At 59.9% G+C, this 25731-nt stretch carries 25 protein-coding genes and 1 riboswitch; of the genes, 9 read left to right on the plus strand and 16 right to left on the minus strand.

The window, feature by feature from the left end:
* Positions 1-87 precede the first annotated feature (87 nt).
* Positions 88-1839, plus strand: coding sequence for an ABC transporter ATP-binding protein (locus AB5164_RS05360; protein WP_368142776.1), 1752 nt, complete (start codon positions 88-90; stop codon positions 1837-1839).
* A complete protein-coding gene (locus AB5164_RS05365; protein ID WP_368142775.1) occupies positions 1832-2578 on the plus strand; it encodes an energy-coupling factor transporter transmembrane component T family protein in 747 nt (248 codons plus the stop codon). Before AB5164_RS05360 ends, AB5164_RS05365 begins: the two co-directional genes overlap by 8 nt.
* Before the next feature lie 125 nt (positions 2579-2703).
* On the opposite strand, the gene AB5164_RS05370 is transcribed toward AB5164_RS05365, so the two are convergent.
* Positions 2704-3450 (minus strand): aspartate/glutamate racemase family protein, encoded by a 747-nt coding sequence (locus AB5164_RS05370; RefSeq protein WP_368142774.1) that lies wholly within the window; start codon positions 3448-3450, stop codon positions 2704-2706.
* A gap of 84 nt (positions 3451-3534) precedes the next feature.
* Positions 3535-4791, minus strand: a complete 1257-nt coding sequence (locus AB5164_RS05375; protein WP_368142773.1) for a carboxylate--amine ligase — start codon at positions 4789-4791, stop codon at positions 3535-3537.
* A 234-nt stretch (positions 4792-5025) separates the two neighbouring features.
* Between AB5164_RS05375 and AB5164_RS05380 the strand changes: the two genes are divergently transcribed.
* The gene (locus tag AB5164_RS05380; protein ID WP_368142772.1) at positions 5026-5658 is read left to right on the plus strand and encodes an MOSC domain-containing protein; all 633 of its coding nucleotides are present in this window, start codon (positions 5026-5028) and stop codon (positions 5656-5658) included.
* A gap of 234 nt (positions 5659-5892) precedes the next feature.
* Positions 5893-7026, plus strand: a complete 1134-nt coding sequence (locus AB5164_RS05385; RefSeq protein WP_006234328.1) for a coiled-coil domain-containing protein — start codon at positions 5893-5895, stop codon at positions 7024-7026.
* 37 nt (positions 7027-7063) lie between these two features.
* Here AB5164_RS05385 and AB5164_RS05390 read toward each other — a convergent pair whose 3' ends face one another.
* The 9 genes from AB5164_RS05390 to AB5164_RS05430 all read right to left on the minus strand — a co-directional run bounded on the left by AB5164_RS05390 (position 7064) and on the right by AB5164_RS05430 (position 11841).
* On the minus strand, positions 7064-7972 hold the full coding sequence (locus AB5164_RS05390) for a serine/threonine protein kinase (protein WP_368147875.1): 909 nt from the start codon (positions 7970-7972) through the stop codon (positions 7064-7066).
* 75 nt (positions 7973-8047) lie between these two features.
* Positions 8048-8443, minus strand: coding sequence for a serine/threonine-protein kinase (locus AB5164_RS05395; RefSeq protein WP_368142770.1), 396 nt, complete (start codon positions 8441-8443; stop codon positions 8048-8050).
* Between the two features lie 98 nt (positions 8444-8541).
* Positions 8542-8964, minus strand: coding sequence for an XRE family transcriptional regulator (locus tag AB5164_RS05400; RefSeq protein ID WP_368142769.1), 423 nt, complete (start codon positions 8962-8964; stop codon positions 8542-8544).
* A 32-nt stretch (positions 8965-8996) separates the two neighbouring features.
* On the minus strand, positions 8997-9254 hold the full coding sequence (locus AB5164_RS05405) for an FxLYD domain-containing protein (RefSeq protein WP_368147878.1): 258 nt from the start codon (positions 9252-9254) through the stop codon (positions 8997-8999).
* Positions 9194-9439 carry a hypothetical protein gene (locus tag AB5164_RS05410; protein ID WP_368142768.1) on the minus strand — a complete coding sequence of 82 codons (246 nt, stop codon included), beginning with the start codon at positions 9437-9439 and terminating at the stop codon, positions 9194-9196. The genes AB5164_RS05405 and AB5164_RS05410 overlap by 61 nt, the downstream gene beginning before the upstream one ends.
* A 164-nt stretch (positions 9440-9603) precedes the next feature.
* A complete protein-coding gene (locus AB5164_RS05415; protein ID WP_368147877.1) occupies positions 9604-9873 on the minus strand; it encodes a hypothetical protein in 270 nt (89 codons plus the stop codon).
* 83 nt (positions 9874-9956) lie between these two features.
* Complete coding sequence (locus tag AB5164_RS05420; protein WP_055309779.1) at positions 9957-10298, minus strand: HigA family addiction module antitoxin; 342 nt, start codon at positions 10296-10298, stop codon at positions 9957-9959.
* Complete coding sequence (locus tag AB5164_RS05425; RefSeq protein ID WP_006234335.1) at positions 10270-10551, minus strand: type II toxin-antitoxin system RelE/ParE family toxin; 282 nt, start codon at positions 10549-10551, stop codon at positions 10270-10272. The genes AB5164_RS05420 and AB5164_RS05425 overlap by 29 nt, the downstream gene beginning before the upstream one ends.
* A gap of 102 nt (positions 10552-10653) precedes the next feature.
* Positions 10654-11841, minus strand: a complete 1188-nt coding sequence (locus AB5164_RS05430; protein WP_368142766.1) for an amidohydrolase — start codon at positions 11839-11841, stop codon at positions 10654-10656.
* Positions 11842-11985: 144 nt separating this feature from the next.
* Positions 11986-12154, plus strand: a riboswitch (Lysine riboswitch).
* Between the two features lie 65 nt (positions 12155-12219).
* Here AB5164_RS05430 and dapA point away from each other — a divergent pair.
* The 3 genes from dapA to dapD are packed head-to-tail and all read left to right on the plus strand — an operon-like array spanning position 12220 to position 16021.
* On the plus strand, positions 12220-14529 hold the full coding sequence (gene dapA, locus AB5164_RS05435) for a 4-hydroxy-tetrahydrodipicolinate synthase (RefSeq protein ID WP_368142765.1): 2310 nt from the start codon (positions 12220-12222) through the stop codon (positions 14527-14529).
* Positions 14522-15262, plus strand: a complete 741-nt coding sequence (gene dapB / locus AB5164_RS05440; protein ID WP_368142764.1) for a 4-hydroxy-tetrahydrodipicolinate reductase — start codon at positions 14522-14524, stop codon at positions 15260-15262. Before dapA ends, dapB begins: the two co-directional genes overlap by 8 nt.
* A gap of 39 nt (positions 15263-15301) precedes the next feature.
* On the plus strand, positions 15302-16021 hold the full coding sequence (dapD, locus tag AB5164_RS05445; RefSeq protein WP_368142763.1) for a 2,3,4,5-tetrahydropyridine-2,6-dicarboxylate N-acetyltransferase: 720 nt from the start codon (positions 15302-15304) through the stop codon (positions 16019-16021).
* 133 nt (positions 16022-16154) lie between these two features.
* Here dapD and AB5164_RS05450 read toward each other — a convergent pair whose 3' ends face one another.
* The 5 genes from AB5164_RS05450 to AB5164_RS05470 form a co-directional block, all read right to left on the minus strand.
* Positions 16155-17159, minus strand: coding sequence for a nucleoid-associated protein (locus tag AB5164_RS05450; RefSeq protein WP_368142762.1), 1005 nt, complete (start codon positions 17157-17159; stop codon positions 16155-16157).
* Between the two features lie 110 nt (positions 17160-17269).
* Positions 17270-18430, minus strand: coding sequence for an Mbeg1-like protein (locus tag AB5164_RS05455; RefSeq protein WP_368142761.1), 1161 nt, complete (start codon positions 18428-18430; stop codon positions 17270-17272).
* A 114-nt stretch (positions 18431-18544) separates the two neighbouring features.
* On the minus strand, positions 18545-19495 hold the full coding sequence (locus tag AB5164_RS05460) for an L-lactate dehydrogenase (protein WP_022094138.1): 951 nt from the start codon (positions 19493-19495) through the stop codon (positions 18545-18547).
* A 201-nt stretch (positions 19496-19696) separates the two neighbouring features.
* On the minus strand, positions 19697-20860 hold the full coding sequence (locus tag AB5164_RS05465) for a pyridoxal phosphate-dependent aminotransferase (RefSeq protein ID WP_152067790.1): 1164 nt from the start codon (positions 20858-20860) through the stop codon (positions 19697-19699).
* 117 nt (positions 20861-20977) lie between these two features.
* The gene (locus tag AB5164_RS05470) at positions 20978-22957 is read right to left on the minus strand and encodes an NAD(+) synthase (protein WP_368142760.1); all 1980 of its coding nucleotides are present in this window, start codon (positions 22955-22957) and stop codon (positions 20978-20980) included.
* Between the two features lie 203 nt (positions 22958-23160).
* Here AB5164_RS05470 and AB5164_RS05475 point away from each other — a divergent pair, with 203 nt between their 5' ends.
* Together AB5164_RS05475 and AB5164_RS05480 are read left to right on the plus strand one after the other, a co-directional pair.
* Positions 23161-24114 (plus strand): hypothetical protein, encoded by a 954-nt coding sequence (locus tag AB5164_RS05475; protein ID WP_368142759.1) that lies wholly within the window; start codon positions 23161-23163, stop codon positions 24112-24114.
* Positions 24115-24253: 139 nt separating this feature from the next.
* Entirely contained in the window at positions 24254-25561 is a 1308-nt protein-coding gene (locus AB5164_RS05480; protein WP_368142758.1) for a hypothetical protein, read from the plus strand.
* Positions 25562-25731 lie beyond the last annotated feature (170 nt).

A 25731-nucleotide genomic window follows, 5' to 3' on the forward strand; every position in this document is an offset into this window, starting at 1 on the left:
CCGTGATGCGCGACCGGGTGCCCTACCGGGAGTAGCCCCGACGGTTGACAAAACTATAGGAACACCCAATGACTATGAAAGGTATCCATGGAAACGATCATCAACGTCGACGATGTCTCGTTCTCCTATGGCACGCAGACCGAGCAGGCGCTCAGCCACATCTCGCTCAGCGTGAACAAGGGAGATTTCATCGGCATCATCGGGCCCTCGGGCGCCGGCAAGTCCACGCTTGCCGCCTGTCTGTCGGGCGCCGTGCCCCACCACTACACCGGCACGTTCTTTGGGTCCGTCATGGTCGACGGCCACGACACCTGCGAAGTCTCGCTCACCGACGTGTCGCAAATCGTCGGCAGTGTGCTGCAGGATATCGACACGCAGATGGTCGCTTCGGTCGTCGAGGACGAGATGCTCTTTGGCCTCGAGAACTTTGGCGTTCCCCACGACCAGATCGAGCAGCGCGTGAGCGAAACGCTCGAGACCGTCGGCATCAGCGACCTGCGCGACCGCGAGATCGCAACCCTCTCGGGCGGACAGAAGCAAAAGGTAGCCATCGCCGCCATCCTCGCCATGCGCCCGCGCGTCTTGGTTCTCGACGAGCCCACCGCGGCACTCGACCCCGCCAGCTCCACGTTGGTCTTCGAGACGCTGCGTGAGGCAAACCGCGCACTTGGAATCACCATCGTCGTCGTTGAGCAAAAGGTCGCCCTGCTCTCGGAGTACTGCAACCGCGTGCTCGTGCTCAACCATGGCGAAATCGCGCTGCAGGGCGAGCCACACGAGGTCTTCGCACATACCGACGAGCTCCGTGCCATCGGCGTCGACTGCCCTCGCGTCACGCGTATCTTCAATAGCCTCGAGGCCGATGGTCTGGTAAGCGGTACCCCTTGCTTGGATGTCGATGAGGCCGAACGCCTGATTTCGGGCATCGTCGACCCCGCACACGCAGCCATCGAAGCCCAGGCGCCCACCGGTTCCCCGCATGCACCGTCGTTGCGTCCTCATGCCAAGGACGCCGAACCCGTACTCACCTTCGACCATGTTGAGTTTGCCTATCCCAATGGCGGCGCCGCCGTACACGACCTTAGCCTGACGCTCTATCCTGGCGAGCTCGTGGGCATCGTCGGCCAGAACGGTGCCGGCAAGACCACGCTCACCAAGCTGCTCACAGGCCTGCTCAAGCCCGCCTCGGGCAGCGTGCGCGTCACGGGACTGGATACAGCAGCCGTCCCCACGAGCCGCATTGCCCGCGAGGTCGCGACCCTCTTCCAAAACCCCGACCGTCAGATCTGCAAGGACACCGTGCTCGACGAGGTCGCCTTTGGCTTGGAACTGGGCGGCATGGACCGCGCCGAGGCCCTGCGTCGCGCCCAGCTGGTCATCGATCGCTTTGGCTTGCCGGCCGACGAGGCGCCCTTCTCGCTTTCGCGCGGCCAGCGACAAATGGTGGCGCTTGCCTCCGTCGTAGTGGTTGAGCCCAAGATCGTCGTGCTCGACGAGCCCACGAGCGGCCTTGACTACCGCGAGTGCATGACCGTCATGGAAACCGTGCGCACCATGGCCGAGCGCGGCTGCGCCGTTATCATGGTCTGCCACGATATGGAAGTCGTCTCGGATTTTGCCGAGCGCATTGTGGTAATGGCCGACGGTCGCATCCTCGACCGCGGCCGCACGCACGAGCTATTCTCGAACATCGATCTCATGCGGCGTGCCTACGTGGAGCCTCCCCAGGTTATTGAGCTCTCGCGCCGTCTGGCATCTTCCGTCTCGACCGCTTTTGCGCAGGTGAGCGAGGTCTCCGATGTCGTTCGAATTACCAAGGAGATGGTCCACCGTGGTTAACGTCATCGACTACATGCCGGGCGATACGCTGCTGCATCGCCTGAATCCCGTCGTCAAACTGGGCCTCGCCGCCGCCATCATCGTCGGCATCTTCTTGTCCGACACCTACGTGGCGCTGTTGGGCTTTTTGGCACTCACCCTTGCGCTGGGTGCCTATGCCGGCGTCGTCGACCGTCTGCTCTCGCTGCTCAAGTTGCTGATTCCGCTCGCGCTTATCATGCTGGTGCTCCAGCTGGCCTTTGTGCGCGATGGCAACATGGTGTGGGGCTTTATCACCGACACGGGCCTCGTCACAGGATCGAAGGCCTGCCTGCGCCTGCTGGGTGTGGCGTTACCACTCATCCTCATGCTCATGGTGACCAAGCTCAACGACCTTGCCAACGCCTGCGTCGAGGTGCTGCACGTACCGTATCGCTATGCCTTCACCTTTACCACGGCGCTGCGCTTTGTGCCGGTGTTTGGTCAGGAGATGAACGCCATCATGGAGGCGCAGACCGCACGCGGCGTCGAGTACGACACCAAGAACCCCATCAAGAAGCTTAAGCTCATGTTGCCACTGTGCGTGCCGCTGCTCATCTCGAGCGTGGGCAAGACCGATGCCACAGCCTTGGCGGCAGAACAGCGCGGCTTCTATCTGCGTACGCGCGCCAGCTCGTACAAGCGCTACCCCATCAAGGGCCTGGACATCGCCGTGCTCATCGTCAGCATCGTCCTCATCGCCATCGGCTTCCTGTTCTAGTTCACCACCGACAGCAACCGCCCAACGCAAAAGGCCTCGGCTCGCACTAAACGAGCCGAGGCCTTTACTGTTTCACCAGATAGAACCTACCAAAATAAACCTGTCCCTTTTTGGCAGGTCGGAAGCTAGAGGCGGTAGGGAGCGCCGCTGCGGATGATGGATTCGCGCACCAGGACATCCATGGCGTCGAGGGTAATCTCGGGCATCTCTCGGTACTTCTGCAGCACCGAGAGCTCGGTGCAGGCCAGAATGACGCGGTCGCAGCCGCTACGGGCGAACTCCCACATCACGCGGTCGAACTTATCCATATCGGGATCACGTCCGGCCTTCACATCATCGTAGATAAGCGACATCACATCGTTCTGACGTTTCTCGCTGGGATAGACAACCTCAACACCCGCAGCCTTACATTCGCGGCCGTAGACGCCCGCGCCCACGGTTCCGTCGGTGCCCATGATGCCAATCTTGTGCACCGGCTCGGCCGGCATACTCAGGTTGGGGTCGAACTCGCACTCCCCCATCACCGCACCGGCCAGAGCATAGCGCACCGACTCACGCGGCATGTGGATAATCGGCACCTTCGTAAACGACTGGATCTGGTCGTAGAAGTAGTGCGACGTGTTGCAGGGAATGGCAATGTGCGCACAGCCCAGCGACTCGAGTGCCTGGGCACACTCTTTCATGGTCGCCAGCAGCTTGGCATGCTCGCCGGTCTTAATGGCCAACGTGCGGTCGGGCATGGTCGACTTGGAGAGCACCACCATGTCGATATGTTCCTGATCGCAGGCAGCAGCCGTATGACGCACCACCTGGTCGTAGTAATACGACGTGGCCTCGGCGCCCATGCCGCCGATAACTCCCAGCTTTTCCATCGCCGCCTCCTTGGTGACGCTTGCGCAATTGCGCGTATCATACCCGCGCCCGCCCGATGCAAACCGGACGGGCGCCGCGCTCATCTACTTGTAATACGTCTTGAACAGCTTAAAGTGGCGCAGCTTGGTGTGCCACATGCGCAGCCAGCGGTTAAAGACAAAGTCGCCCTTCATAAACGAAGGGTCGGCGCCCTTGCCTTCCTTGTCCAGGCGATGCACCTTAGCGCGCAGCTCGGGATCCTTGACGTACTTGTCGACGACGCCCATGGGGACGACCATCCACAGGGCCTCGTCCTGAGCCGTCACAAACTCCGGCTCAAACGGACGGTTGAACACATACTCGTCCACCACATACTTGGCAACGTTAAAGCCGCTGTTGGTAACGTAGTAGTTGCTGCGGCCCTGGCGCGTGTTGAAATCGAAGAACTTAAACGAGCCGTCGCGCTCGTCGTACTTTACGTCAAAGTTGGAATAGCCCACAAAGTGAAGGTCCTCGAGCAACTTGCGCACGCCGCCCATGAGCTCGTCGTTGGGCTCGGTAATGATACAGGCATGGTTGCCGACACCGTGGGGCTGATGCTCCTCGAGCAGCACATGGCCCAGGCACATCATGCGGACCTTACCGTTGCGGTCGGAATAGCTGGTGAGCACGCGCATGTACTCGTCGTTGCCGGGCACGCGATCCTGCAAGATCAGATCGTCGGTGTAGCCGCTGGCATACGAATCGCGAATGACCTGTTCCAGCTCGGCACGGTCGGCAAGCTCATAGGCCTTCTTCTGGCCCTCGAACTCATGCTGCCACCACATGATGCCGTCGGAAGGCTTCAGAATCATCGGGTAAGGAAAATCGATCTGGTCGAGCACTTCGGCAGGCGCCTCACCCTGAGCATTGAGCATCGCCTTGGTAAAGGTAAACGTGTGCGGATAGGGCACGCCATGCTTCTCGCACAGCTCGTAGAAGATCTCCTTCTTCTGGCACTGCTCGAGCATGCTGTAGGGCGCGTAGGGAGCGACGATGTTATCCGCCAGCTCATGAGCATCCTTGGCTTGAGCCACGAGAGCGACATAGTTGTCGCCGCAGCCCACAAGGACAATCGTCTTGTCGGCATGCGCTTGGGCAATGCCGTTGACGGTTTTGAGCATCACGGGCATGGTGTCGATATCCACGTTGGGCGTGTAGTCGATAATCTGGCTGCGGTACGCGGGACCCGTCTGATACTTGCCAAAGACCAGACTCTTGACCTGGTACTCCTCGTAGAAGGCGCGCGCCACCGAATAGGCGTTGATGTCGCCACCAAGCAGCACGGGAATGAACTCGCGCTCTGTAAATTGCAATGCCATGGAAACTTCCTATCATGAACTGCCCACACAACGGGCGGTCTTTGCGCAACTGATTTATTCTAGCGTGCCAAGCCGCCGGCGCCCAAAGCTCCACCGTATCTATGGCAATCGACGCAATCGTCCAGCACGAAGGCCAGCACGAAGACGGCGCTCACCGTTGTATGACAATGGGCAATGAACCTACCGTTGTTGTAGGATTCAGCGTATTGACATCTTCGAGCGAAAGGCGCACACGTGCCCCAAGACCATCCGACCGATAATCCCATCCTCAATGCCGCGAGGCGCGAGCTGGCGGAACGTGCGAAAGCGACCGCTCCCCTGTGCACGGCAAACGACGCCTACAACGGACCCGCCCGCATCGTCTCGATCAACACGTCGGCACACAAGGGCACGCGCAAGTCGCCCGTCGCCGACGGGCACGACACCGTTATAGAGCAATTTGGCCTCGCCTCCGACGCACACGCCGGGCATTGGCACCGCCAGGTTTCCTTTTTAGCTGCAGAGTCTATCCAGACGGCGCAGGCGCGCGGGCTCGATGTGCACGAGGGCGACTTTGGCGAGAACTTCACAACCCGGGGCATCAACCTGCTCTCGCTCCCCTTGGGCACACAGCTCAAGCTTGGCAGCGAGGTGCTTGTCGAAATCAGCCAAATCGGCAAGGTCTGCCACACACGCTGTGCCATCTACTATCTCGCCGGCGACTGCATCTTTCCCCACGAGGGCGTTTTTGGCGTGGTACTAAAGGGCGGAGAGGTCCATACCGGCGACGATATCCAGGTAGTCAAACTCGGCGACGGCACCTGTTCGTTCACCCCCGCCGAGGCCCTCGAAGAGATTGAGCAGGCTCGCCAGAAGGGCACGCTGTAGTTATAAAACCCCACGTTGAGATGGCTTTTACAGCCCAAAACTCCTCTCAAACAGGGCTCTGTAACGTTAAAGTTGAACTCTATGGTTTCTCAACAATTCATCATAACTGCAGGTCAAAGCCAAAGCCTCAAGTTCAACTTGACCCTTTGGGACCTTTAAGGTTCAAGTTGAGGTCGAAAGCAGTAGTAGAATACACCTCGAACCATAACCTACGATTGATTGCAGAGGGACTGGATGCAGCATTCGAATCATCGCACCGCAGCGCTCATTGCGTCGAAGCCGGCTCGTATCATCACGAGCGCCGCGCTCGCCGTTGCGCTGACGGCCACGCCGATGCTCTCCCCCGTTGCGGCGTATGCCGCCTCGCAGGCAACGCAGGACCAGCTTTCCGCAGCCCAGCAGAAGATCGAAGCCGCCACGAGCGCCTACAACGACGCCCGCACCAAACTCGATGACCTGCAAAAGCAGATTGACTCCAATGAGGCAAGCATCGAGGAAATCGAGGCCAAGCTTCCCGAGCAGCAGGCCAAGGCAAGCTCCGCCATGCGCGATCTGTACAAGTATCAGAAGGGCACCAATCCCATCGTGAGCTTCCTGGTCAATGCGCAGAGCCTGGGTGAGTTCATCACGACCTGCAAATACACCAACCAGATCACGAGCTCGAGCGTCGACGAGATCGAACAGCTCAATAACATGCAAACCGAACTCGAGCAGAACAAGGCCGAGCTCCAGCAGGCCAAGTCACAGCTTGAGGCAGAGCAGAAAAACGCCGAGGACGCGCTGGCGCAGGCCCAGCAGCTCCGCAGCGAGGCACAGGCAAAAGCCGAGCAGGAAAATGCCGCCGAGCTCGCCAAGCTTGAGGCCGATAAGGCCGCTGCCGCCGAGAAGCTCTCGGGCGAGGGCGTAAGCGGCAGCAATTCCAGCAGCCAGGCCACCAACACCAACACCACCATCGACACCACGGTGAACAACGCCAATACCGGTAGTTCCGATTACGATTCGTTCATTAATGAGTGGACGAGCCGCATCGACAATTATCTCGCCGGCTCCCCCATGGCAGGCCAGGGCTATAACTTTGCCGTCGCCGCTTGGAATACCGGTGTCGATCCCCGTTGGTCCCCCGCCATCGCCTGCATCGAGAGCACCAAGGGTGCTTATTGCGCCAATTCTTACAACGCCTGGGGCTGGAGTGCCCGCGGCGGCGGTTGGCGCAGCTTTGGCAGCTGGAGCGAGGGCATCTCCGCTCACGTTGCCTATCTGGGCGCCAACTACGGCTCCACCCTTACCCCGGCAGCAGCCAAAAAGTACTGCCCGCCCACGTGGCAGGACTGGTACAACAAAGTCGCCGCTCAGATGAACCGCATCTAAGTGCAACTGCAAAGGGCCCCAATGGGGCCCTTTTCTTTTAGGTAGCGGAGGTATCGACGACGCCGGTCGCATTGGCAACCGCGACTATGACGATCATGCACAGGAGCAGCACACCCAATGCCTTGAGCCAGAGCTTCGCGAGTTCCTTGCCGCGATAGCTGTCGAGCAGTGCGAATCGCCGACGAAGACGGCGCTTATCGAGCAGCGCAAAATGCATAAGCACCATAAGGCCATCGACAAAGAAAAAATACTCGATTATGAGAAGCCACGTCGGGTAGCTTTGGTTTGCTCCCGTGGGGTGAAAGACGGCAAAGTGACTTCCGGCAAAGAACACAAGCAGCGAGAAGCAGACGAGCGTATTCCAAATGCGCCCCAGAGACTCCGGAACGCGAGAGAGCAGACCGCATGCAGCGGAGGCGGCAGGTCTAGGAAGCCCTGTGGGGTTCTGGAGCCCTTGGGGCGTCAACACCGTCTCCGAGGCCGAAGTACGGACAGGCGCAGGCGCAGGAGGCCGCACGGGGCGACTCAGATCGTATGCCGCGCGCGTAGCCCGTCCCAACGCTTCCGCACTCGCAAAACGCTTAACCGGGTCGAGCGCCATCGACATGCAGACGGCATCGGCAAGTGGAGTGGGAATGTCGCGCGTCTCGCATTGCTCGCGCATGTCGAGTACTGGTTTAGGGTCGACTCCTGTCAAGCAGAAGAACAACAGGGCGCCAAGTGCGTAGACGTCGCTGCGCACACTCGTCTGCCCAAACCCATACTGCTCGGGCGGCGCATAGGGTCGCGTGCCAAACTTGACGGTATCGGCATCGGCGCCATCGCGCCATACGCGCGCGATCCCCAAGTCGATAATCACCAGCGATGAAAACGTCAGGCCGTCATCAGGCGTATAGTTGGCACCTGTCACGATGATATTCGACGGCTTGAGGTCGCGATGGATCACCGGCGCCGACGTCTCCCCCGCCATTGCAAAACCGGCATGGAGCTCGCCCACGGCGTCGCAAAGGACAGGATACAATTAACGTGCATAATCGGGGGTGGCTCCCAGACGGTCCACCAGCGCCCCGAGCGTCTCCCCTTCGATGTATTCCATAACCACGTTGAGCTCGTCGCCCACACGACGACAATCGACGATTCTGGGCAGGTGCTCAAAACGTCTGCCCGCCCGTTGAGCGGCAAACAGACGCCCGTATGCCCCGCCGATTTGAGCCGAAGCATCGATGCGTTTACGAACAAAGGGACCGAGCGAACCACCGCCGGTTCCTTCAAAGTACACGAGCTCGGTTGTTTCAACGGACGAGCGCTTAAGTACACGCTCCACGCGATAGCTGTCGTCGCGACCGAGCGACGCCAGGTGCTCGGCAAGCGCTGCGGTCAGCTCGTCATCGGAATATGTTGGGGTCTGAGTATCCATAGCCTCCATCATAGCGCAGGGCGCAGACACCCCATGGCATCCGCGCCCCGTTCGTTTGCATCGTTGTTCGGCAGCTCCGCCGGCTCAGATATCAGCCGCTAACTCACCGTCTCCTCGCCAAAGCGATACAGTTCCTCGTTGACCTTTTGGAGGCTGCACCCGCGATCGATGCAAAAGATGATAATCGCATCGCGGCGGTCCTTACAGTTAAGGACGCTTACCCCGGCAGCCGTCAACGCACGGTTGGTCTCTTTGAGCGTCAACGCCATCGCAAAGGCAATCTGCAGCACCTTATTGCGACTCGGATGACGCGCGCCGGTAAAGATCTGATAGCCAAAGGTCTCATTGAGATCGGCCATACGAACCACGCGCGAGCGCTCCAAGCCCTTTTCCTGCAGCAGCTGCTTCAGGTAGTCCGAAGGCGACGGGGCGGCAAAGTCGTGCTCCCTGATATAGCCATCGATGTTCGGCGCATCGAGAAGCTCATTGAGCAACTCCTCGGTCAGCTTTTTATCGGGCATACGACTTCACCTCCCCCAGTGCATGCAACATGCTAGAAACCGCTTACGTCCGAACGCTCCCAGCTAGCAACTTGGTCGGGAGACACCGTACCCAGCGCCTCGAACTTCCAGGAGCCGCCCGCCTTCAGATGATTGGTGTTTGCAAGAGCCGTTCCAACCTGGGTGCCATCGGCATCAGACAGAACATACTCAATCTGAATGTAGCTCTTTTCCTTGTCCGTGTTATTGGTCAGCGTGCCCGTGATCTTATAGGCAAACTGATTGGAAGTGTCTTCAGCCTCGTCAGCAATGGTATACGGTTCTTGCGGTCTTTTTGCTCCTCAGCCTGCTGTGTCGTCTCGGCAGGTTTTGCCGAATCGCTCGCAGGCGAATCGGTTGAGTTGCCGCCCATAGAGCCCACGGCACCGACAATAACCAGCACCACGATGACGCCTAGGACAATCTTACCGATCGGCTTCTTTCCCTCTTTTGCCATTATTCATCCTTCCTACGATCCGGCTACCGTGCCGGCACACAGCACATCGTAGGAAGGATTAAACTTGAATTCATTAGCTGAGAGCTAAGGCTGCGGTAAACGGCCAATGCAGTTATCCAAACGCCGAGCAAACGCACTTTGCGCGACCGTCTGCTGGCAGCGCATCAACCCACCGTGACGGATTCCCCGGTAAAGGCACTGACCATCAACAGGACAAAGAACACCAGGTAGCTGACACTCAGCGGGTACGCAATGACCAGGAATACGACCCATCCGACATTGGTTTTACCGTCGGCACGGCGTCGCTCGCGATTGCGGCAGAGCCAAATCGTCACGCCAATGGCCACAATCAACAGCACAAGTGCTGCCGCGGCTAGTCCAGCAAGCGCAAACATCACGCCAATGCTCACAGCGATGACCGGAAGCAGCAGCAAACCGCACCCGCACCCACCCGGACTATACACGGCAGTCTGTCGGCGTCGTTCCATCGTCACTCCAACCTCAATATCTTTGAGCACTACAACGCGGCGGCCTGCTGGACAGGAACGATCTTATTCAACTCCGGTTCGATCCGCCTTTTCTCGGCCTCAAGGTCAAACGCCACCTGAGCGCGCAGCCAATAACCATCCGTCAGGCCAAAATAACGGCAAAGACGGAGGTCGGTGTCGGCCGTCACGCGACGTTTTCCCAAGACAATCTGCCCGATACGCTGAGCCGGAATCCCAGTCTCTTTCGCAAGGCGATATTGAGAAATGCCCATGGGAACAAGAAACTCCTCTTTGAGAAGCTCACCAGGAGTCACCGGCGACAGCAAATCGGCCGAAGTCTCATCACTTGTGATAATCGACGATTTCGACATTCCAAGCCATCTCCTGTCTCCACTCAAAACAGACCCGATAGCGCTCGTTAACACGGATGCTATATTGACCGGCACGATCGCCCTTCAAAGCTTCCAGGCGGTTGCCCGGTGGAACGCGAAGATCATCAAGCGAAGCACAAACCTGCAGTTGGCGAATCTTCCTCAACGCAACACGCTCAAAGGGCACGAACCTCCTGACCCGCACACCCATGGCAAAGCGTTCGGTATCCTCATCTTTATACGATGCAATCATAGTATCGCCTTACGTTAGTAACGTCAAACGTTTCTATAGACTTACATCTCTATTATATCGTACGTTTGTTCGTGTTTTCTAGAACAAATAGTCCTTCACGCCTTAGTCAAGCGAAAGTAATCGTTTGTAGACATCGAGGCCTTTGAGTAGGATTTCCTCGTCGAAGAGCATGTTATCGGTATGCAGAGCGCTTGTTGCATAGGCGGGGCAGCCATCCGAATCACTCGGGTTGTCTTGGTCCTCTGGCACGCCCGTGCCTAGCAAGAAGAACACGCCCGGCAGATGGCGCTGATAGAACGCGAAATCCTCGGCGATTAGCAGCGGCTCGTCCACGAGCTGCAATTCGGGCAGAGCGGGCGCGATTCGGGCAAACAACTCAGGATCGTTATCGACCGGTGGATAGCCCTCGGCAAAGTCGAGATCATACGTGCAGCCCGTTGCGGCACAGGCATCGTCCAGCACGCGGCGCACGCCTTCGCGCGCCCGGTCGAACATGTCGTCCGTAAACACACGCAGGCTTCCGGCCACATGGGCCTCCCCCGCCACCGCGTTGCAAACGGTGCCAGCCTGCAGCAGGCCAAACTTGCCGATACAGGGTTCGTCGGTGCCCAGCTCGTCCATCAGTTCGCGCTCGGCAACCAAGAACTTGGCAGCCGCCAGCGCCGCATCGTGCGATTCCTCGACCGGAACGCCATAGGTCTTAGCGATATGGATGCTCGTCCCGTGAATATGAATGTGTGTCTCACTCGAGCGCGCCAGCAGCGGGCCGGAACAGCTCGCCAATGTGTTCGCAGTCAGATCGGGCCACACGTGAAAGCCAAAAATGCGGTCGACCCCGTAGCGCTCGAACACACCGCTCTCGCAAACTGTCTTGGCGCCACCAGTCGTCTCCTCGGCAGGCTGGAACACAAAGAGCACGTTGCGCTTGATGGCACCCGGCTGCTCACGAATCGTGCGATCGACAAAGGTTGCCGCCGCAAGGGCCATGGCCATGTGTCCATCGTGTCCGCAAGCGTGCATCTTTCCGGGATGCTTCGAGGAAAAGGCCGCACCCGTCGCCTCCGCGATGGGCAGTGCGTCCATATCGGCGCGAATCGCCGTGGCATGCGCGGCGCCCGTGCCAGCGTCGAAGAAAGCACAAACACAGCTGGGGCAGGGATGGGTCACTTCACAGGCAAGCGAAGCGAGCACGCCCTCGATATAGGCTATGGTTTGAGGAAGATCGAAATCGAGCTCCGGAATGCGATGCAGGTCGCGACGATAGCGACGGAGTTCTTGGAGCTCGGTCATAGAGAATCCCTTCGTGAGGCACATCTGTTGCAACTTATTGTGATACAGGATTGTGGCACACATGTTTCCAGCATATTGCTGCATTTTTTAAACGTTATATACGAATACTCTTGTTTGGTAAAGTGCAACGTGATAGGGTCTTTACCACTTGATAGAGGCGCGGGCACGAAGAGCCGCGGGCGAGCCGGCAGGCTTTGACCCCGTGGGGAGGCGAAACCCGCCGAACTGGGTTTTTCGGGCACGAACAACCTGGTGGGCCTGTGGGAAACACCCACAGGACTGTCTGCAGCAATGCGGGAGCGCTATCCGGACATTGGGTCCACGCTATGCGGATTCGATGCGCAGATGGCGCCGTCTGGATAGCGAGGTTTACGGGACATGGCATTGACCCCCAACGAGGCATATGCGGCCAAGCAGCCGTTTGTGGACAAGGAGACACTCGAGCATATCGTCGAGCAGTTCCCCACGCCGTTTCATCTATACGACGAGGCGGGCATCCGCCGCAACATGCAAGAAGTGCGCGACGCCTTTGCATGGAACCCGGGCTTTAAGGAATACTTTGCCGTCAAGGCCAACCCCAACCCGGCGCTCATCTCCATTCTCAACGAATACGGCTGCGGCTGCGATTGCTCGAGCTATACCGAGCTCATGATCGCCCGCTCGCTGGGCATCACGGGACACGACATCATGTTCTCTTCCAACGACACGCCGGCTGCCGACTTTGAGCTCGCCAACAAGCTGGGTGCCATCGTCAACTTTGACGACATCAGCCACATCGAGTTCTTTGAGCGTGTTGCGGGGCCCATCCCCAAGACGGTCAGCTGCCGCTTTAATCCAGGCGGTCTGTTCCAGCTCTCCAACGGCATCATGGACAACCCGGGCGACTCCAAATATGGTATGACCACCGAGCAGCTCTTTGAGGCCTTCCGCATGCTCAAGGCCAAGGGCGCCGAGAATTTTGGCATCCATGCCTTCCTTGCCAGTAACACCGTCACTAACGACTACTATCCCAAGCTCGCACGCATCCTCTTTAAACTTGCCGTGCGCCTGGAGCGCGAGACCGGCGCACATGTCGCTTTTATCAATCTGTCCGGCGGCGTCGGTATCCCCTATCTGCCCGAGCAGCAGGCCAACGATATTCACGCCATCGGCGAGGGAGTGCACGCGGCATACGACGAGATTCTGGTTCCCGCCGGCATGGGCGATGTGGCGATCTGCACCGAGATGGGCCGCTTTATGATGGGTCCCTATGGGTGCCTGGTCACCAAGGCCATCCACGAGAAGCAGATCTACAAGGACTATATCGGCGTGGACGCCAGTGCCGTCGACCTCATTCGTCCCGCCATGTATGGCGCTTACCACCACATCACGGTGATGGGTCAGCCGGACGGTCCCGATAAAACCGCAGCCACCGTCACGAACACGTACGACATCACGGGCAATCTGTGCGAGAACAATGACAAGTTCGCCATCGACCGCGAGCTTCCGCATATCGACATGGGCGACCTGCTCGTGATCCACGACACCGGCGCGCATGGCCACTCTATGGGCTACAACTACAACGGCCGCCTGCGCTCCGCCGAGGTCCTGCTGCGCCCCGATGGCTCGGCAGACCTCATTCGCCGCGCCGAGCGCCCGGGCGATTACTTTGCCACGCTCGACGTGCTGCCGTGCGGCCGCGAGCTGCTGGCCAAATCGCGCGCCGAAAGCGCCCGCCGTCGCGCTCAGGACGAGCGCCTAGCAGTCGCCGCCCAATGGAACAAACGCGTCCAGATCGCGGAAGCGAAGGAGAAGAACATGGATATCCGCAATCTCGAGGGCTCAATCGTCGCCCTTGTCACGCCGTTTAAAAAGGACGGCAGTGTCGACTTTGACGCGCTTGAGCGCCTTATCGATTTCCACCTGCAAAACGGCACCGACGCCATCCTCACCCTGGGCACCACCGGCGAGAGCGCCACGATGACCGACGACGAGGATAACTCCGTCGTCGCCGCCGTGGTCAAGAATGTTGCAGGACGCGTCCCCGTCATTGCCGGCTCGGGCTCCAACTCCACGCAGACCATGCTCACCAAGTCGCTCACCTATCAGGGCCTGGGCGCCGACGGTCTGCTGCTCATCACCCCCTACTACAACAAGTCCAATGAAGAGGGTATCTATCAGCACTTTAAGACCGTCGCCGATGCCGTGGACATCCCCTGCATCCTGTACAACATCCCCGGCCGCTGTGGCTGCGGCATCAGCGAGCGCAACGTAGAACGCCTGGCCGCGCACCCCAACATCATGGGTATTAAGGAGGCCTCGGGCAACGTCGCCTACGCGGCCAAGATCGCCCACCTGCTGTCAGACGACTTCCGCATGTACTCGGGCGAGGACGCGCTTACCGTACCGCTCATGAGCCTGGGCGCCTCGGGCACCATCAGCGTGTGGGCCGATGTTCAGCCGCAGCTCGTGCACGACATGTGCCGCGCCTATCTGGACGGTGACGTGGCACGCGCCCGCGATATCCAGGTTACCGGCCAGCCGCTCATCAATGCCCTCTTTAGCGAGGTCAACCCCATCCCCGTCAAGGAAGCGCTCGCCCAGATGGGCATGATCGAGGCAAACTACCGTATGCCGCTGTGCCCCATGGCAGACGACACGCGAGCCGCACTTACCGATGCTCTGAAGGGAGCTGGTCTGCTTGATTAAGACCGTCATTATGGGAACGGGCCGCATGGGCTCGCTCATCCGCACCACCGCCGAGGGCGTTGTCGACGCCGCCGGTCAACCCGTTTTTGATATCGTGACCCAGATTGGCTTCGATTTGAGCAAGCTCGAGAACGCACCGGCTGCCGATGTGATTATCGACTTCTCGAACGTCGCGACCTTCGACGCCGTCGTCGCCTATGTCGAGCGCACGGGCGCGGCATTGGTCTCAGGCACCACAGGCTACACCCCCGAGCAGATGGACCGCCTGCGTGAGCTGGGCCAGAACACCCGCGTTATGCACTCGGGCAATTACTCCATCGGTATCGCAGCCCTGCGCCATCTGGCAGCGCAGGCTACACGCGAGCTGCCCGGCTTTGACTGCGAAATCGTCGAGACGCACCACAACCAAAAGGTCGATGCCCCCAGCGGCACTGCCAAGCTACTGCTCGATGCCGTCGTCGAAGCTGAGCCCGAGGCAGGCTACCACCCCGTCTATGGCCGCGAGGGCATGTGCGGCGCGCGTGACCCCAAGGAGATCGGTATGCACTCGCTGCGCGGCGGCACCGTCGCCGGCGTGCACGAGGTAAGCTTTTTCGGCCAGGACGAGGAGGTCACGCTCACCCACCGCGCCACGAGTCGTCAGATCTTTGTCAACGGCGCCTTGGCAGCCGCGCAGAAGCTCGTCACCCGCGAACCCGGCTTCTATACGTTCGACCAGGTCATGTTTGTCTAACCAGGTGTCAACCGAATCCGCCCAAAGGAAAGATAGCAAATGAGTAACGCAGCCGAGATGGATGCACAGAAGATTATCAACTACATCGCCACCGCGCCCAAAAAGACGCCTGTTAAGCTGTACGTGCGCGAGAAGCCGGGCATGAAGGTTGCTTGGGGCGACGCACATGTCTACGGCGGTCGTCGCGGCAAGACCGTCTTTGGCGACTGGGATGAGCTTAAGGCCATCCTGGACGCCAACGCCGATTCCATCGATTACTACGACGTGGAGAACGATTGCCGCAACTCCGCCGTGCCCATGCTCGACCTTAAGGGCATCAACGCCCGCATCGAGCCGGGCGCGATCATCCGCGACCGCGTCGAGATTGGCGACCGTGCCGTCATCATGATGGGCGCCATCATCAACATCGGCTCCGTTATCGGCGAGGGTTCCATGATCGATATGGGCGCCGTGCTAGGCGGCCGCGCCACCGTGGGCAAGAACTGCCACATCGGCGCTGGAACCGTGTTGGCAGGCGTCGTTGAGCCCGCAAGCGCCACGCCCGTCATCATCGAAGACGACGTCATGATCGGCGCCAACGCCGTGGTCCTGGAGGGCGTACGCGTGGGCAAGGGCGCTGTTGTTGCCGCCGGCGCCGTGTGCGTCGAGGATGTCCCCGCCGGTGCCGTCGTGGCCGGTGTCCCCGCCCGCGTCATCAAGATGCGCGACGAGAAGACCAACAGCAAGACCGGACTGGAAGAGGGCTTACGTCAACTTTAATAGTTACGCGGTTTTGACAAACCGCGTTTTCGCTGACGTATGCTCAACCTGCGGGATAAATCATCCCTAAACAAAATGGCCGAAGCCCCAAGGAGCTTCGGCCTTTGCTTTCTCGCTGTAGGCGCAACGCAACTTATCGATTCTCGATGCTACCGATATTTTTGAGCTCGATGGAAATGAGGCCGTTGGGCTCGTTGACGAACTCGATATACTCGGAGTTCGAACCCATCTCGGCCGGGAAGCTGATCTCGATGCCCGTGTCGGTACGAATCTTGTGATTGCGCACCGCCGCGCGCTCGACCTGTTTGCGCTCCACGGGAACGCGCTCGGGAACCTTCTCCTCGGTCAGTGCCGCGCGCACGCTTTCTTTGATGGCCGGCTCGTCCTCAAAGACCTCATCGACGATATCCCAAGGCGGTAGCTCCTCGTCATCCTCAACCTTCTCGGCAACGGCGGCTTTGACCTTGGCGAGCGCTACGGCCGTGTTGGCGCCGTGCTCTTCGGCGACTTCCTCGACCACACGCGTGACGGTGTCGATGACCTCCTTACCCGAAACGCCCGTGTCGCATTGCAGCAGGCCGTCGGGAATGAGCATGCGATCCTCACCGGCAATCTTGCGCTTCTTATCCACATAGCCGATCTCCATGGTGCTTGCACGCACGATTGCATAGCTCGGCACCTTTTGCGAAGGGTTCGGCAGAATGGCATAGTGGCGCGCGATGTCGTTACGAACCTCGCCCTCTTCGCGACCCACCTCGTGCATGAATGCCTGCTTGGAGCCCAGCAGCATCACGGCAAACCAGCGGGCATCCTCATCGTCGTCAAAATCGGCCACCAGCACGTCGGTGGACTCGGCTTTCTCGGCTTTGGTGAGCTCAGAAGAGATAAACTCCGCAATCTGCTGCGACAGGTCCACAAACTCGCGCTCGCCAAAGAAATAGCCCTTGAGCTCGCCGCCAAACGCAGAGTTCTCGGCAAACGTGGCACGTTTATTGTCGGCCGAGGTGCGTGCGCGGCGCAGATGCGTGGTTACGAAATTGCGCACGGTACGGCTCTCGATATCGAGCTCGCGCTGGCTCATGACGTTGACGGCAGAGTCAAAGTCCAGGATATGCAGAATCGCATGATTGATTTTCATATACGGCATTCCGTTCTAGATTGATTTCGGCACGAATCAGTATAGCGGTCGAGCCCGCCCCAGGCGCTTCGAAGATTGGTGCATCGGGGACAGGTTGCTTGCACCAATGGTTAGCGCAGGAGCTCGGACTGCCAAGCCTCGAGCTGTTCTGCCAAACTCTTGCCGGCAGCGGGCATGTCGATCTGGGGTCGTTTGGGCAGCAGCGCGCATTTAAGGATTGCCACGATGGTCTGCGAGACAAAGCGTCGCGTATCCTTGTCAAAGCCTTGCGCAGCCTGGAGCATCACGGGCAGGCTCTCGCGCAGATTCCCAGCGATATCCGCAAACCGCTCAGCACCCGTAGCCTCAAACACGGAGAACAACGCATCTACAAAACGCTCGCGTTCGCTAGGCGACACTGCAAGCAGCATCTCGCGAATGGAACCATCAACGTATCGAGCACCGGCGGACAGGCGCTCGCAGTACACGAAGTCGCGACCATCAACCACCCAGCTAAAGGGATTGTGCTGCAGCAGGCTGAACTCGGTGCTCTCAACAATGGCATAGTCCTCCTGTGTCTCGAACATCATGCCAAAGATCGACGACCGAGGTAGCGTCTTGTCGATTCGACCGGAAAGATCGGCAAAGGCGTTGCCGTTCAGAAACTCCTCGACGAAGCCCGGACCATCATGGGAATACGCCTGTTCGATTCGCTCACGGGCGACATCGGAGCACATCGCCGCACCGTACACCGCAAGGTTTCCACCCTTGGAATGACCTCCACACAAAAGCGGCCCGTCAATCGCATCCGCCGCCTCGTCCACATAACGCGCCGCGGATTCCTGGGCCGGCACAGGACACCGGAACGCCATGTTAAAGTCCTCTTTCCAGCCCACAATCGTGCTGTCGGTCCCCCGGAAGGAAAGATAGCTAAACCCTGCCGGAAACCGAAACGCCATGGCTGCAAACTGCTCTGTCGCCACCACATCGCTCACGGCACGATAGCCGCAAACGTGCACGCCACGGTAGCGAGGACTTGCTGCCACGGCCTCCAACAAGGCCCTGCTGCCCTCCGGGTCCCACAAGTCGTCAATCATGTCCCGGTAGCACTCGGCACGCAGCAGCTCGCGTACGTCTAGGCCCTGCCAGTTCGTCAGCTCCGCCATATCACCCGGCAAACGCAAATAGGACAACCACGCAAAGACGAGGCTATCCACCGCGCAGAACGGCCGCTCCTCAAACGGATCAAACGCCGTCTGGGCATAGGTCAAAAAATTAGGCGAATCCGACATGGCTCTCCCATCAACAATGGTGCAAAGCAACCTGTCCCCCTTGCACCAAAAAGGCGCCCGGGCCGTGTGGGCCCGGACGCCTTCATTGTAGCTTTTCGCTCCAGCGAGCTTGATTTAGCAGGAGAAATCGACGCTGTCGATGATGTCCTTGAGGGCCTTGGCAGAGACGGTGAGCTCATGCTGCTCGTCATCGTTCAGCGGCACGGGGACGCGGCAGACAACGCCGTCGCGGCCAACGACGGTCGGCATGGAGATGGCAAGATCGGACAGGCCATACTCGCCCACCATGAGCGAAGAGACGGGCAGAACGGTCTGCTCATCGCGCATAACGGCGGTGCAGATGCGCTTGACGGCCATGGCGACGCCATAGTAGGTGGCGTGCTTCTTCTCGATGATGGTGTAGGCGGAGTTCTTGACGTCCTCGGCGATGCGCTTCTCGGCAGCCTCATGCTCCAGGTGGCCGTGAAGCTCACAGAAGGTGTTCAGCGGAACACCGGCAACCTGAGCGCTGGACCAAGCGACAAACTCGGAGTCGCCGTGCTCGCCCATGACATAGGCCTGGACATCGCGCGGGTCAACCTCGACGTGGGCACCAAGCATCTGCTGCAGGCGACCGGTGTCGAGCACGGTGCCGGAACCGATGACGTGGCCCTCGGGCAGGCCGGACATCTTGATGGCGGCGTAGGTCAGAACATCGACCGGGTTGGAGACGATGAGCAGAATGCCGTCGAAGCCGGACTTCTTAATCTCGGGGATAATGGACTTAAAGATGCTAACGTTCTTGTTGACCAGGTCCAGGCGGGTCTCACCGGGCTTCTGGGCAGCGCCAGCAGTGACGACGATCATGGCGGCGTCGGCGACATCGGAATAATCGCCGGCGTAGATCTTCATCGGCTCGGCAAACGTCATGCCGTGCGCGATATCCAGGGCCTCACCCTCGGCGCGGTTCTTGTCCACGTCGATGAGGACCATCTCGGAGAACAGACCGCTCTGCATCAGTGCGAACGCCGAAGACGAACCGACGAAACCGCAGCCGACAATAGCGACCTTCTTCTCGTTAACCATTAGAAACTCCCATCTCTCTCCACAAACAAGCCGCCCGGGAACGACCCGAGCGGCTTGTCGTAATCCCAATACATCCAATCGGGACTTTGATTATGCCCCTATTCGCAGCCAAAAATCGACCGTTTACCGAAATTGTTTGCAGTATTCGTAAAATAACTGCGCGAAATCGGTTTCGAGCTATTGACGAGTCGAAATAGGTTTCTAATACAGGCCCGCCTCGCGAATGGCCTCGACAGCCAAAGCGATCTGATCGGGCGGTAGGACCAGCGCCATGCGCACGTGTCCCTCGCCCGAAGGACCAAAACTCGCGCCCGGCGTCACCACAACGCCGGCCTTCTCCATGAGCTCCTCGCAAAACGCCATGGAATCGGTGCGACCACCGGGAAGCTTGGCCCACACAAACATAGAGCCATGCGCGTTGGGACGCTCCCAGCCCAGGCCCTCAAGACCGTCGCACAGGGCATCGCGACGTTCCTGGTACTTCAGGCGCTGCGCCTCGACCTCATCGCGCGGACCGTTCAGGCAGGCGATAGCAGCCTTCTGGATCGGGAAAAACATACCGAAGTCGATCTGGCCGCGCAGCTTGGCAAAGGCCGAGACCACATCCTCGCGACCGACCAAAAAGCCGATGCGGGCACCGGTGACGTTAAACGACTTGGAAAGCGAGAAGAACTCCACGCCCACCTCAAGCGCACCGGGATACTGCAAGAAGCTGCCGCCGGGCTCGCCGTCAAACACGATGTCAGAGTATGCGTTGTCGTGAACGATGAGCAGGTCGTGCTCGCGGGCGAAAGTGATGATCTCCTCGTAGACCTCGGGCGTGCCCACCGAGCCGACCGGGTTGGCGGGCAGCGACACGATCATATACTTGGCACGATCGGCCACCTCGGGATCGATACCCGCCACATAGGGCAGGTAATTATGCTCGGCAACCAGCGGATAGTATTCGAGCTTGGCATCGGCGATCTTGGCACCCGCCTCGAAGACCGGGTAGCACGGATCGGGAACCAGAATGGTGTCACCCGGATCGAGCAGGGCCAGGCCCAAATGGCCCACGCCCTCCTGCGTGCCGTTGCACGACTGCACCATAGACGGCGTAATGCCCGAAACGCCAAAGCGACGCTCATAGTAATCGCACACGGACTGCTTGAGTTCGGGCAGGTCGCGCAGGGCATACTTCCACATCTCGGGATCTTGGGCTGCCTGCGTGAGCGCCTCGACCACGTGGTCGTACGGCTTAAAGTCGGGCGTGCCCACGCTCATGTTGTAAATGGTCTTGCCCTGAGCCTTCAGCGCGAGAAGCTTGTTGTTGAGCGAGGCGAAGACCTCCGCGCCAAAGCGGTCGAGACGCTGCGATGCCTGCATGGTGCCACCTTTCGATATAAAAAAGCGGCGCTCCGACAAGAGCGCCGCGCGATACGGGCCATCAGATTGCAAAAGTGTAACGCTTGCAACCCCCGTATTGGTTCAATTTAGCCAACCTTAGTCAACTGGATTGAGCGCGTCGATCTGCGCAAGCCACAGACGCGAGCTGGCGTCACTCGGCATGCGCCAATCGCCGCGCGGGCTGAGCGTCACCGAGCCCACCTTGGGACCATCGGGCAGGCAGCTGCGCTTAAACTGCTGGGCAAAGAAGCGACGGTAGAACGTACGTAGCCACGTGTGGACGGTCTTGGCGTCGTAGACGCCCTCGAAGCTCTTGAGCGCCATGCGGTAGATCTTGCCCGGCTCAAAGCCAAAACGCAGCAGGTAGTAGAGGAAGTAGTCGTGCAGCTCGTACGGGCCCACCAAATCCTCGGTCTTCTGCGCAATCTCGCCGTCGCCCGTGGGCGGCAGAAGCTCGGGGGACACCGGCGTATCGAGGATATCGAGCAAGACCTCGGCAATGCGCCCGCCAAAGACATCGGCAGCATAGCGTACCAGATGGCGCACAAGCGTCTTGGGCACGCTCGCGTTGACGGCGTACATGCTCATGTGGTCGCCGTTATAGGTAGCCCAGCCGAGCGCCAGCTCCGACAGGTCGCCCGTGCCAATGACAAAACCGCCAGCCTGGTTGGCCAGATCCATCAGAATCTGCGTACGCTCGCGCGCCTGGCTGTTCTCGTAGGTCACGTCCTGCACGGCCGGATCATGCTCAATGTCCTTGAAGTGCTGCTCCACAGCCGCGTGGATCGAAACCTCGCGGAAGCTCACACCCAGGTCGCGAGCGAGCGACTCGGCATTCGACTTGGTGCGATGCGTCGTGCCGAAGCCGGGCATGGACACGGCTGTGATACCAGTGCGCGGCAGCCCCAGCGCATCGAAGGCACGCACGGTCACAAGCAGCGCCAGCGTGGAATCGAGACCGCCCGAAAGGCCGATAACGGCCGCCTTGGTGCCCGTATGGGCAAGGCGGGTCTTGAGGCCCGCGGTCTGCAGGCCGAGGATGGTCTCGCAGCGCTCAGCCAGGTCACCATGGTCGGCAGGCACGAAGGGCGCGCGGGGGAAGACACGGTCTATGCCGAGCGCATCGCGCAGGACAGGCTCTTCGGCGAGCGAGCCCTCAAACGAGAACTCGACGGTCACGGCCTCCGGCGCATCGTCCGCGCGCGTCCATGTCGTCGAGCGACGGCGCTCAGCAACCAGACGGTCAAGGTCAACGTCGGCGATGGCCATATCGCAGGTAAGCAGTTTGGTCGCGGCGAGCTTGGAGCCGTTTTCGTAGACGAGGTTCTCGCCCGCAAAGACCATGTCGGTCGTGGACTCGCCCTCGCTCGCGTCCGCGTAGGCATAGGCGCAATACAGGCGCGCGCTCTGGTTGGAAATGAGGCTGCGGCGGTAATCCGCCTTACCGATAATCTCGTCCGAAGCCGACGGATTGAGGATCACCGTCGCACCGGCAAGCGCCATCTCGGTCGAAGGCGGCGCCGGCACCCACAGGTCCTCGCAAACCTCAACGCCCAGCACCATATCCTCGGCACCCTCATCACAGCAGCGGTAGACAAGCCCCGAACCCAGCGGAACCGGACCCTGACCGGCAAATTCAACCCACACGGGATCCGCAGGCGACGGAGCAAACCAGCGACGCTCATAGAACTCGCCATAGTTGGGCAGATACTTCTTAGCCGTAAGACCCAAAAGCTCACCCGCACAGCACACGGCGGCGCAGTTGTAGATGTTTTCAGCCACCGCAACGGGCAAGCCAACGGTAAAGACGATCGGCAGCTCACGGGTTTCATCGAGGATGTGCACCAGCGCTGCTTCGCAGGCATGCAGCAGCGTGCGGTTATGGAACAGATCGGCCGCGGTATAGCCGGTCAGGTTAAGCTCGGGCAGTACCAGCGCGCGAACGCCACGCTCGGTAGCCTCGCGAACAGCCGCCAGCGCCACCTCGGCATTGCCCTCGACATCGGCCACACGCATCTTGGGCGAGGCCGCCGCCACACGCAAAAAGCCATCAGACTGAGAAAGGTGAAGATTCATAAGAATGCTCCCGTGCGTAAACGCCATTCACAACAATTAGCAAGCCCTATTGTAGTTCAACCGCCGGGTGTAACCGCATCCCACCAACTTGGTGAGCTATTGATGAGTTGATGGTATCTGTTAAATGTCACGTACGATTCACATCTGGTGGGTACCCTGATGGCTACACGAAACGAAGCAGATTTACACCGGGAGGACCCCGTATGACAACCAAGTACACCGACGCGCCACGCACGCGCGTCATGACGCCGGCATCGCTCAACAACGGCGTGCACGAAAACCATTCCATCGGACAGACCATGGCCATCGCGCCCAAAAAGGGCCTGTTTGACGACATTTCCATTCCCCAGATCATCGCCGGCGCCGCAGCTGCCGCCACGAGCGTGGCGCTTGCTTCAAAGATCGGCATTGCCGGCTCGGTGATTGGTGCCGCTGTGAGCTCAGTCATCACTGTTGTGTCCTCGCAGGTCTATCGCCACTTTATCTCCGCCAGCGCCGAAGCAATCAAGGGCACGCATGCCGCTGTCGACTACCCTGCCGGCGCCTACGAGCCCGTTGAGCCCGATGTCGAGGAGCACCTAGGTGGCGCCGCGACCACGCAGGAGATGCGCCAGGTTGCGGGACGCGCGACCACGGCGCGCGTCGCCCCCAACAGCCTGCGCGCCAAGGCGGCGGCAGAGCGCAGCCAGACGCAAAAGAAGGTCATCGTCTTCTCGATCGCTATCGCCATCGTCGCGGTCATCGCCTGCGCCGGCGCCATCCTTATCACCACTGCCGGTGAGGGTCTGGGCGAGCGTCCCGAGCCAATCCTGTCGTCGCGCACGACCGAGAGCGATGCAATTGGCAACACCCAGTCGCAGGATCAGCAGGCACAGACGGACGACACGCAAGACAGTCCTACCTCTGCCAATTCGTCCTCGAACACCCAAAACCAATCGCAGGGCACCGATTCCTCTACGGCCAACAGTGGCACGCCGTCCGGCACGACCGACTCAAGCCAAACGACTGACGGTTCACAGCCGAACACGGGAGGCCAGACGAGCGACACCACGTCGGGAACGGGCACGGCAGACAGTAACAACACCAACAGCTCGAGCGGAACCGCTTCCGGCACGGCATCTGACAACTCGAGCCAAGGCACGGCATCGGGCAACTAAGCACGTTTGCCTCTCATAGATAACCGACCTGTACAACGGGCGCGAATCGAAAGCGGTTCGCGCCCGTTTGCCTTGGCGCCGCCATGGCGAACGCTATGCGATGGTAAGATGCTTTACATGTGTAAAGAGGAGATTTGCCATGAGCAAGACAATAGTTAGGCCCACGCTTTCGCTGGGCAACCACATCTATCTGTATCGCCTGCTGCGCGATGCGATTGGATGTGGCAAGCAAACGTTTATGACGCAGGTCGAGGAGGCGCTCGCCGCTGGCGACATGACCGCTTATGACCTGGGCTTCGAGTCCACGCGCGAGCTGCTCGAGGAGCTCGACGACTGCATTAAGCTGACCGTCTTTAAAGGCGGCCGCCTGTATGCCACGGTCATCGCCAACGAGGCCTGGGATGCTGCGCTTGCCAAGGGCGAGGACAAGCCCAAGACCGCCAAGGGCGCCAAGCAGTCCTACAAAAAGAAAAAGCGCGGTGAGAAGGACCTCAAGGCCGTGCGCCCCAAGCACGTTAAGCGTCCCGAGCCCGAAGCCATGGTTGAAGCCGCGCCGGAACCCGAGCCCGAGACAGAGATCGAAGTCGCTATTGAGGTAACGGCAGAAGCCGAAACCGAAATCGCCGCCACGACCGATTCCGAAGTCATATCCGAGCAGGAAGCCACTGTGGAGCTCAACGAAGCGCCCAAGTCGACAACCGAAGAAGCCGCTGACCAACCCGAGCCGTCTGCGTTCCAAAACAGCGATGTCTTTGGCGACGAGGCCGAGGACGATCAGTCCGACGAGCCCGCAGATCAAGACGCTACTGAGTCGACACCGGAGCCCGAGACGCCGCAGCCCGCCATCTCGCTCACGGTCGTCTATGACCCCGAGAACGCCAACGCCGGCATCACCACCATGGCATCCACGCCCATCGAAGCAAAGTCGAGCGTCGAGAACGAGGACGCGACGCAGGTTGAGGTTGAAACCGCAGCTGCAGACGCGCCCGTCACCGTGGAGCCCGCAGATTCCACGATCAAGCCGGAAGCGACGCCGGAGCCCGCACCCGTCATCGAATCCGTGCCCACCTCTGCTTGCGGCCAAATTCCCGCACCGGCACCGGCTTCGGCACCCGCAGCGGCCCCAACCCCCGCACCCGCAGCACCGACCAACCCCGAGGACTTCCCCATCGATTTCGCAACCGAGGTCTTCTGCCCCGGCCCGCTTCTGCACCAGCTGTCGACCTATCTCCCCTACGGCGCCGATACCCTCGGCATTGTCGGCGAGTACTACTGGATCGCCCGCGAGCGCGGTACCATCGAGGCCGCGCGAAACCGCGCAAGCTTCCCCCTGCGCTACACGCAGGCCGGCGAGCGCCGCGAGGTTGCCGTGCGCATCCGCCGCAATACCACCGGTGGCCTCGGATCCACCTGGGCCATCGACAAAGTCGAAGAGCCCGAGCAGTAACGACAAGCGGCTCAAATCCAAATCAGGATTTGAGCCGCTTTTATTAGCATTCATCGATGTTTCGTGACCAACAGACACTATGACCCAATCCAAGGGCACGGAAACGACAGGAGCCCCCGCTCGTGACCGCGGGTCGGGGCTGCGACAATGTTGTTGAAGTGCCAGAGGCG

Origin of the sequence: Collinsella aerofaciens, from assembly GCF_040915425.1 — a bacterium.
GTDB classification, from domain to species: Bacteria; Actinomycetota; Coriobacteriia; order Coriobacteriales; family Coriobacteriaceae; genus Collinsella; species Collinsella aerofaciens_BW.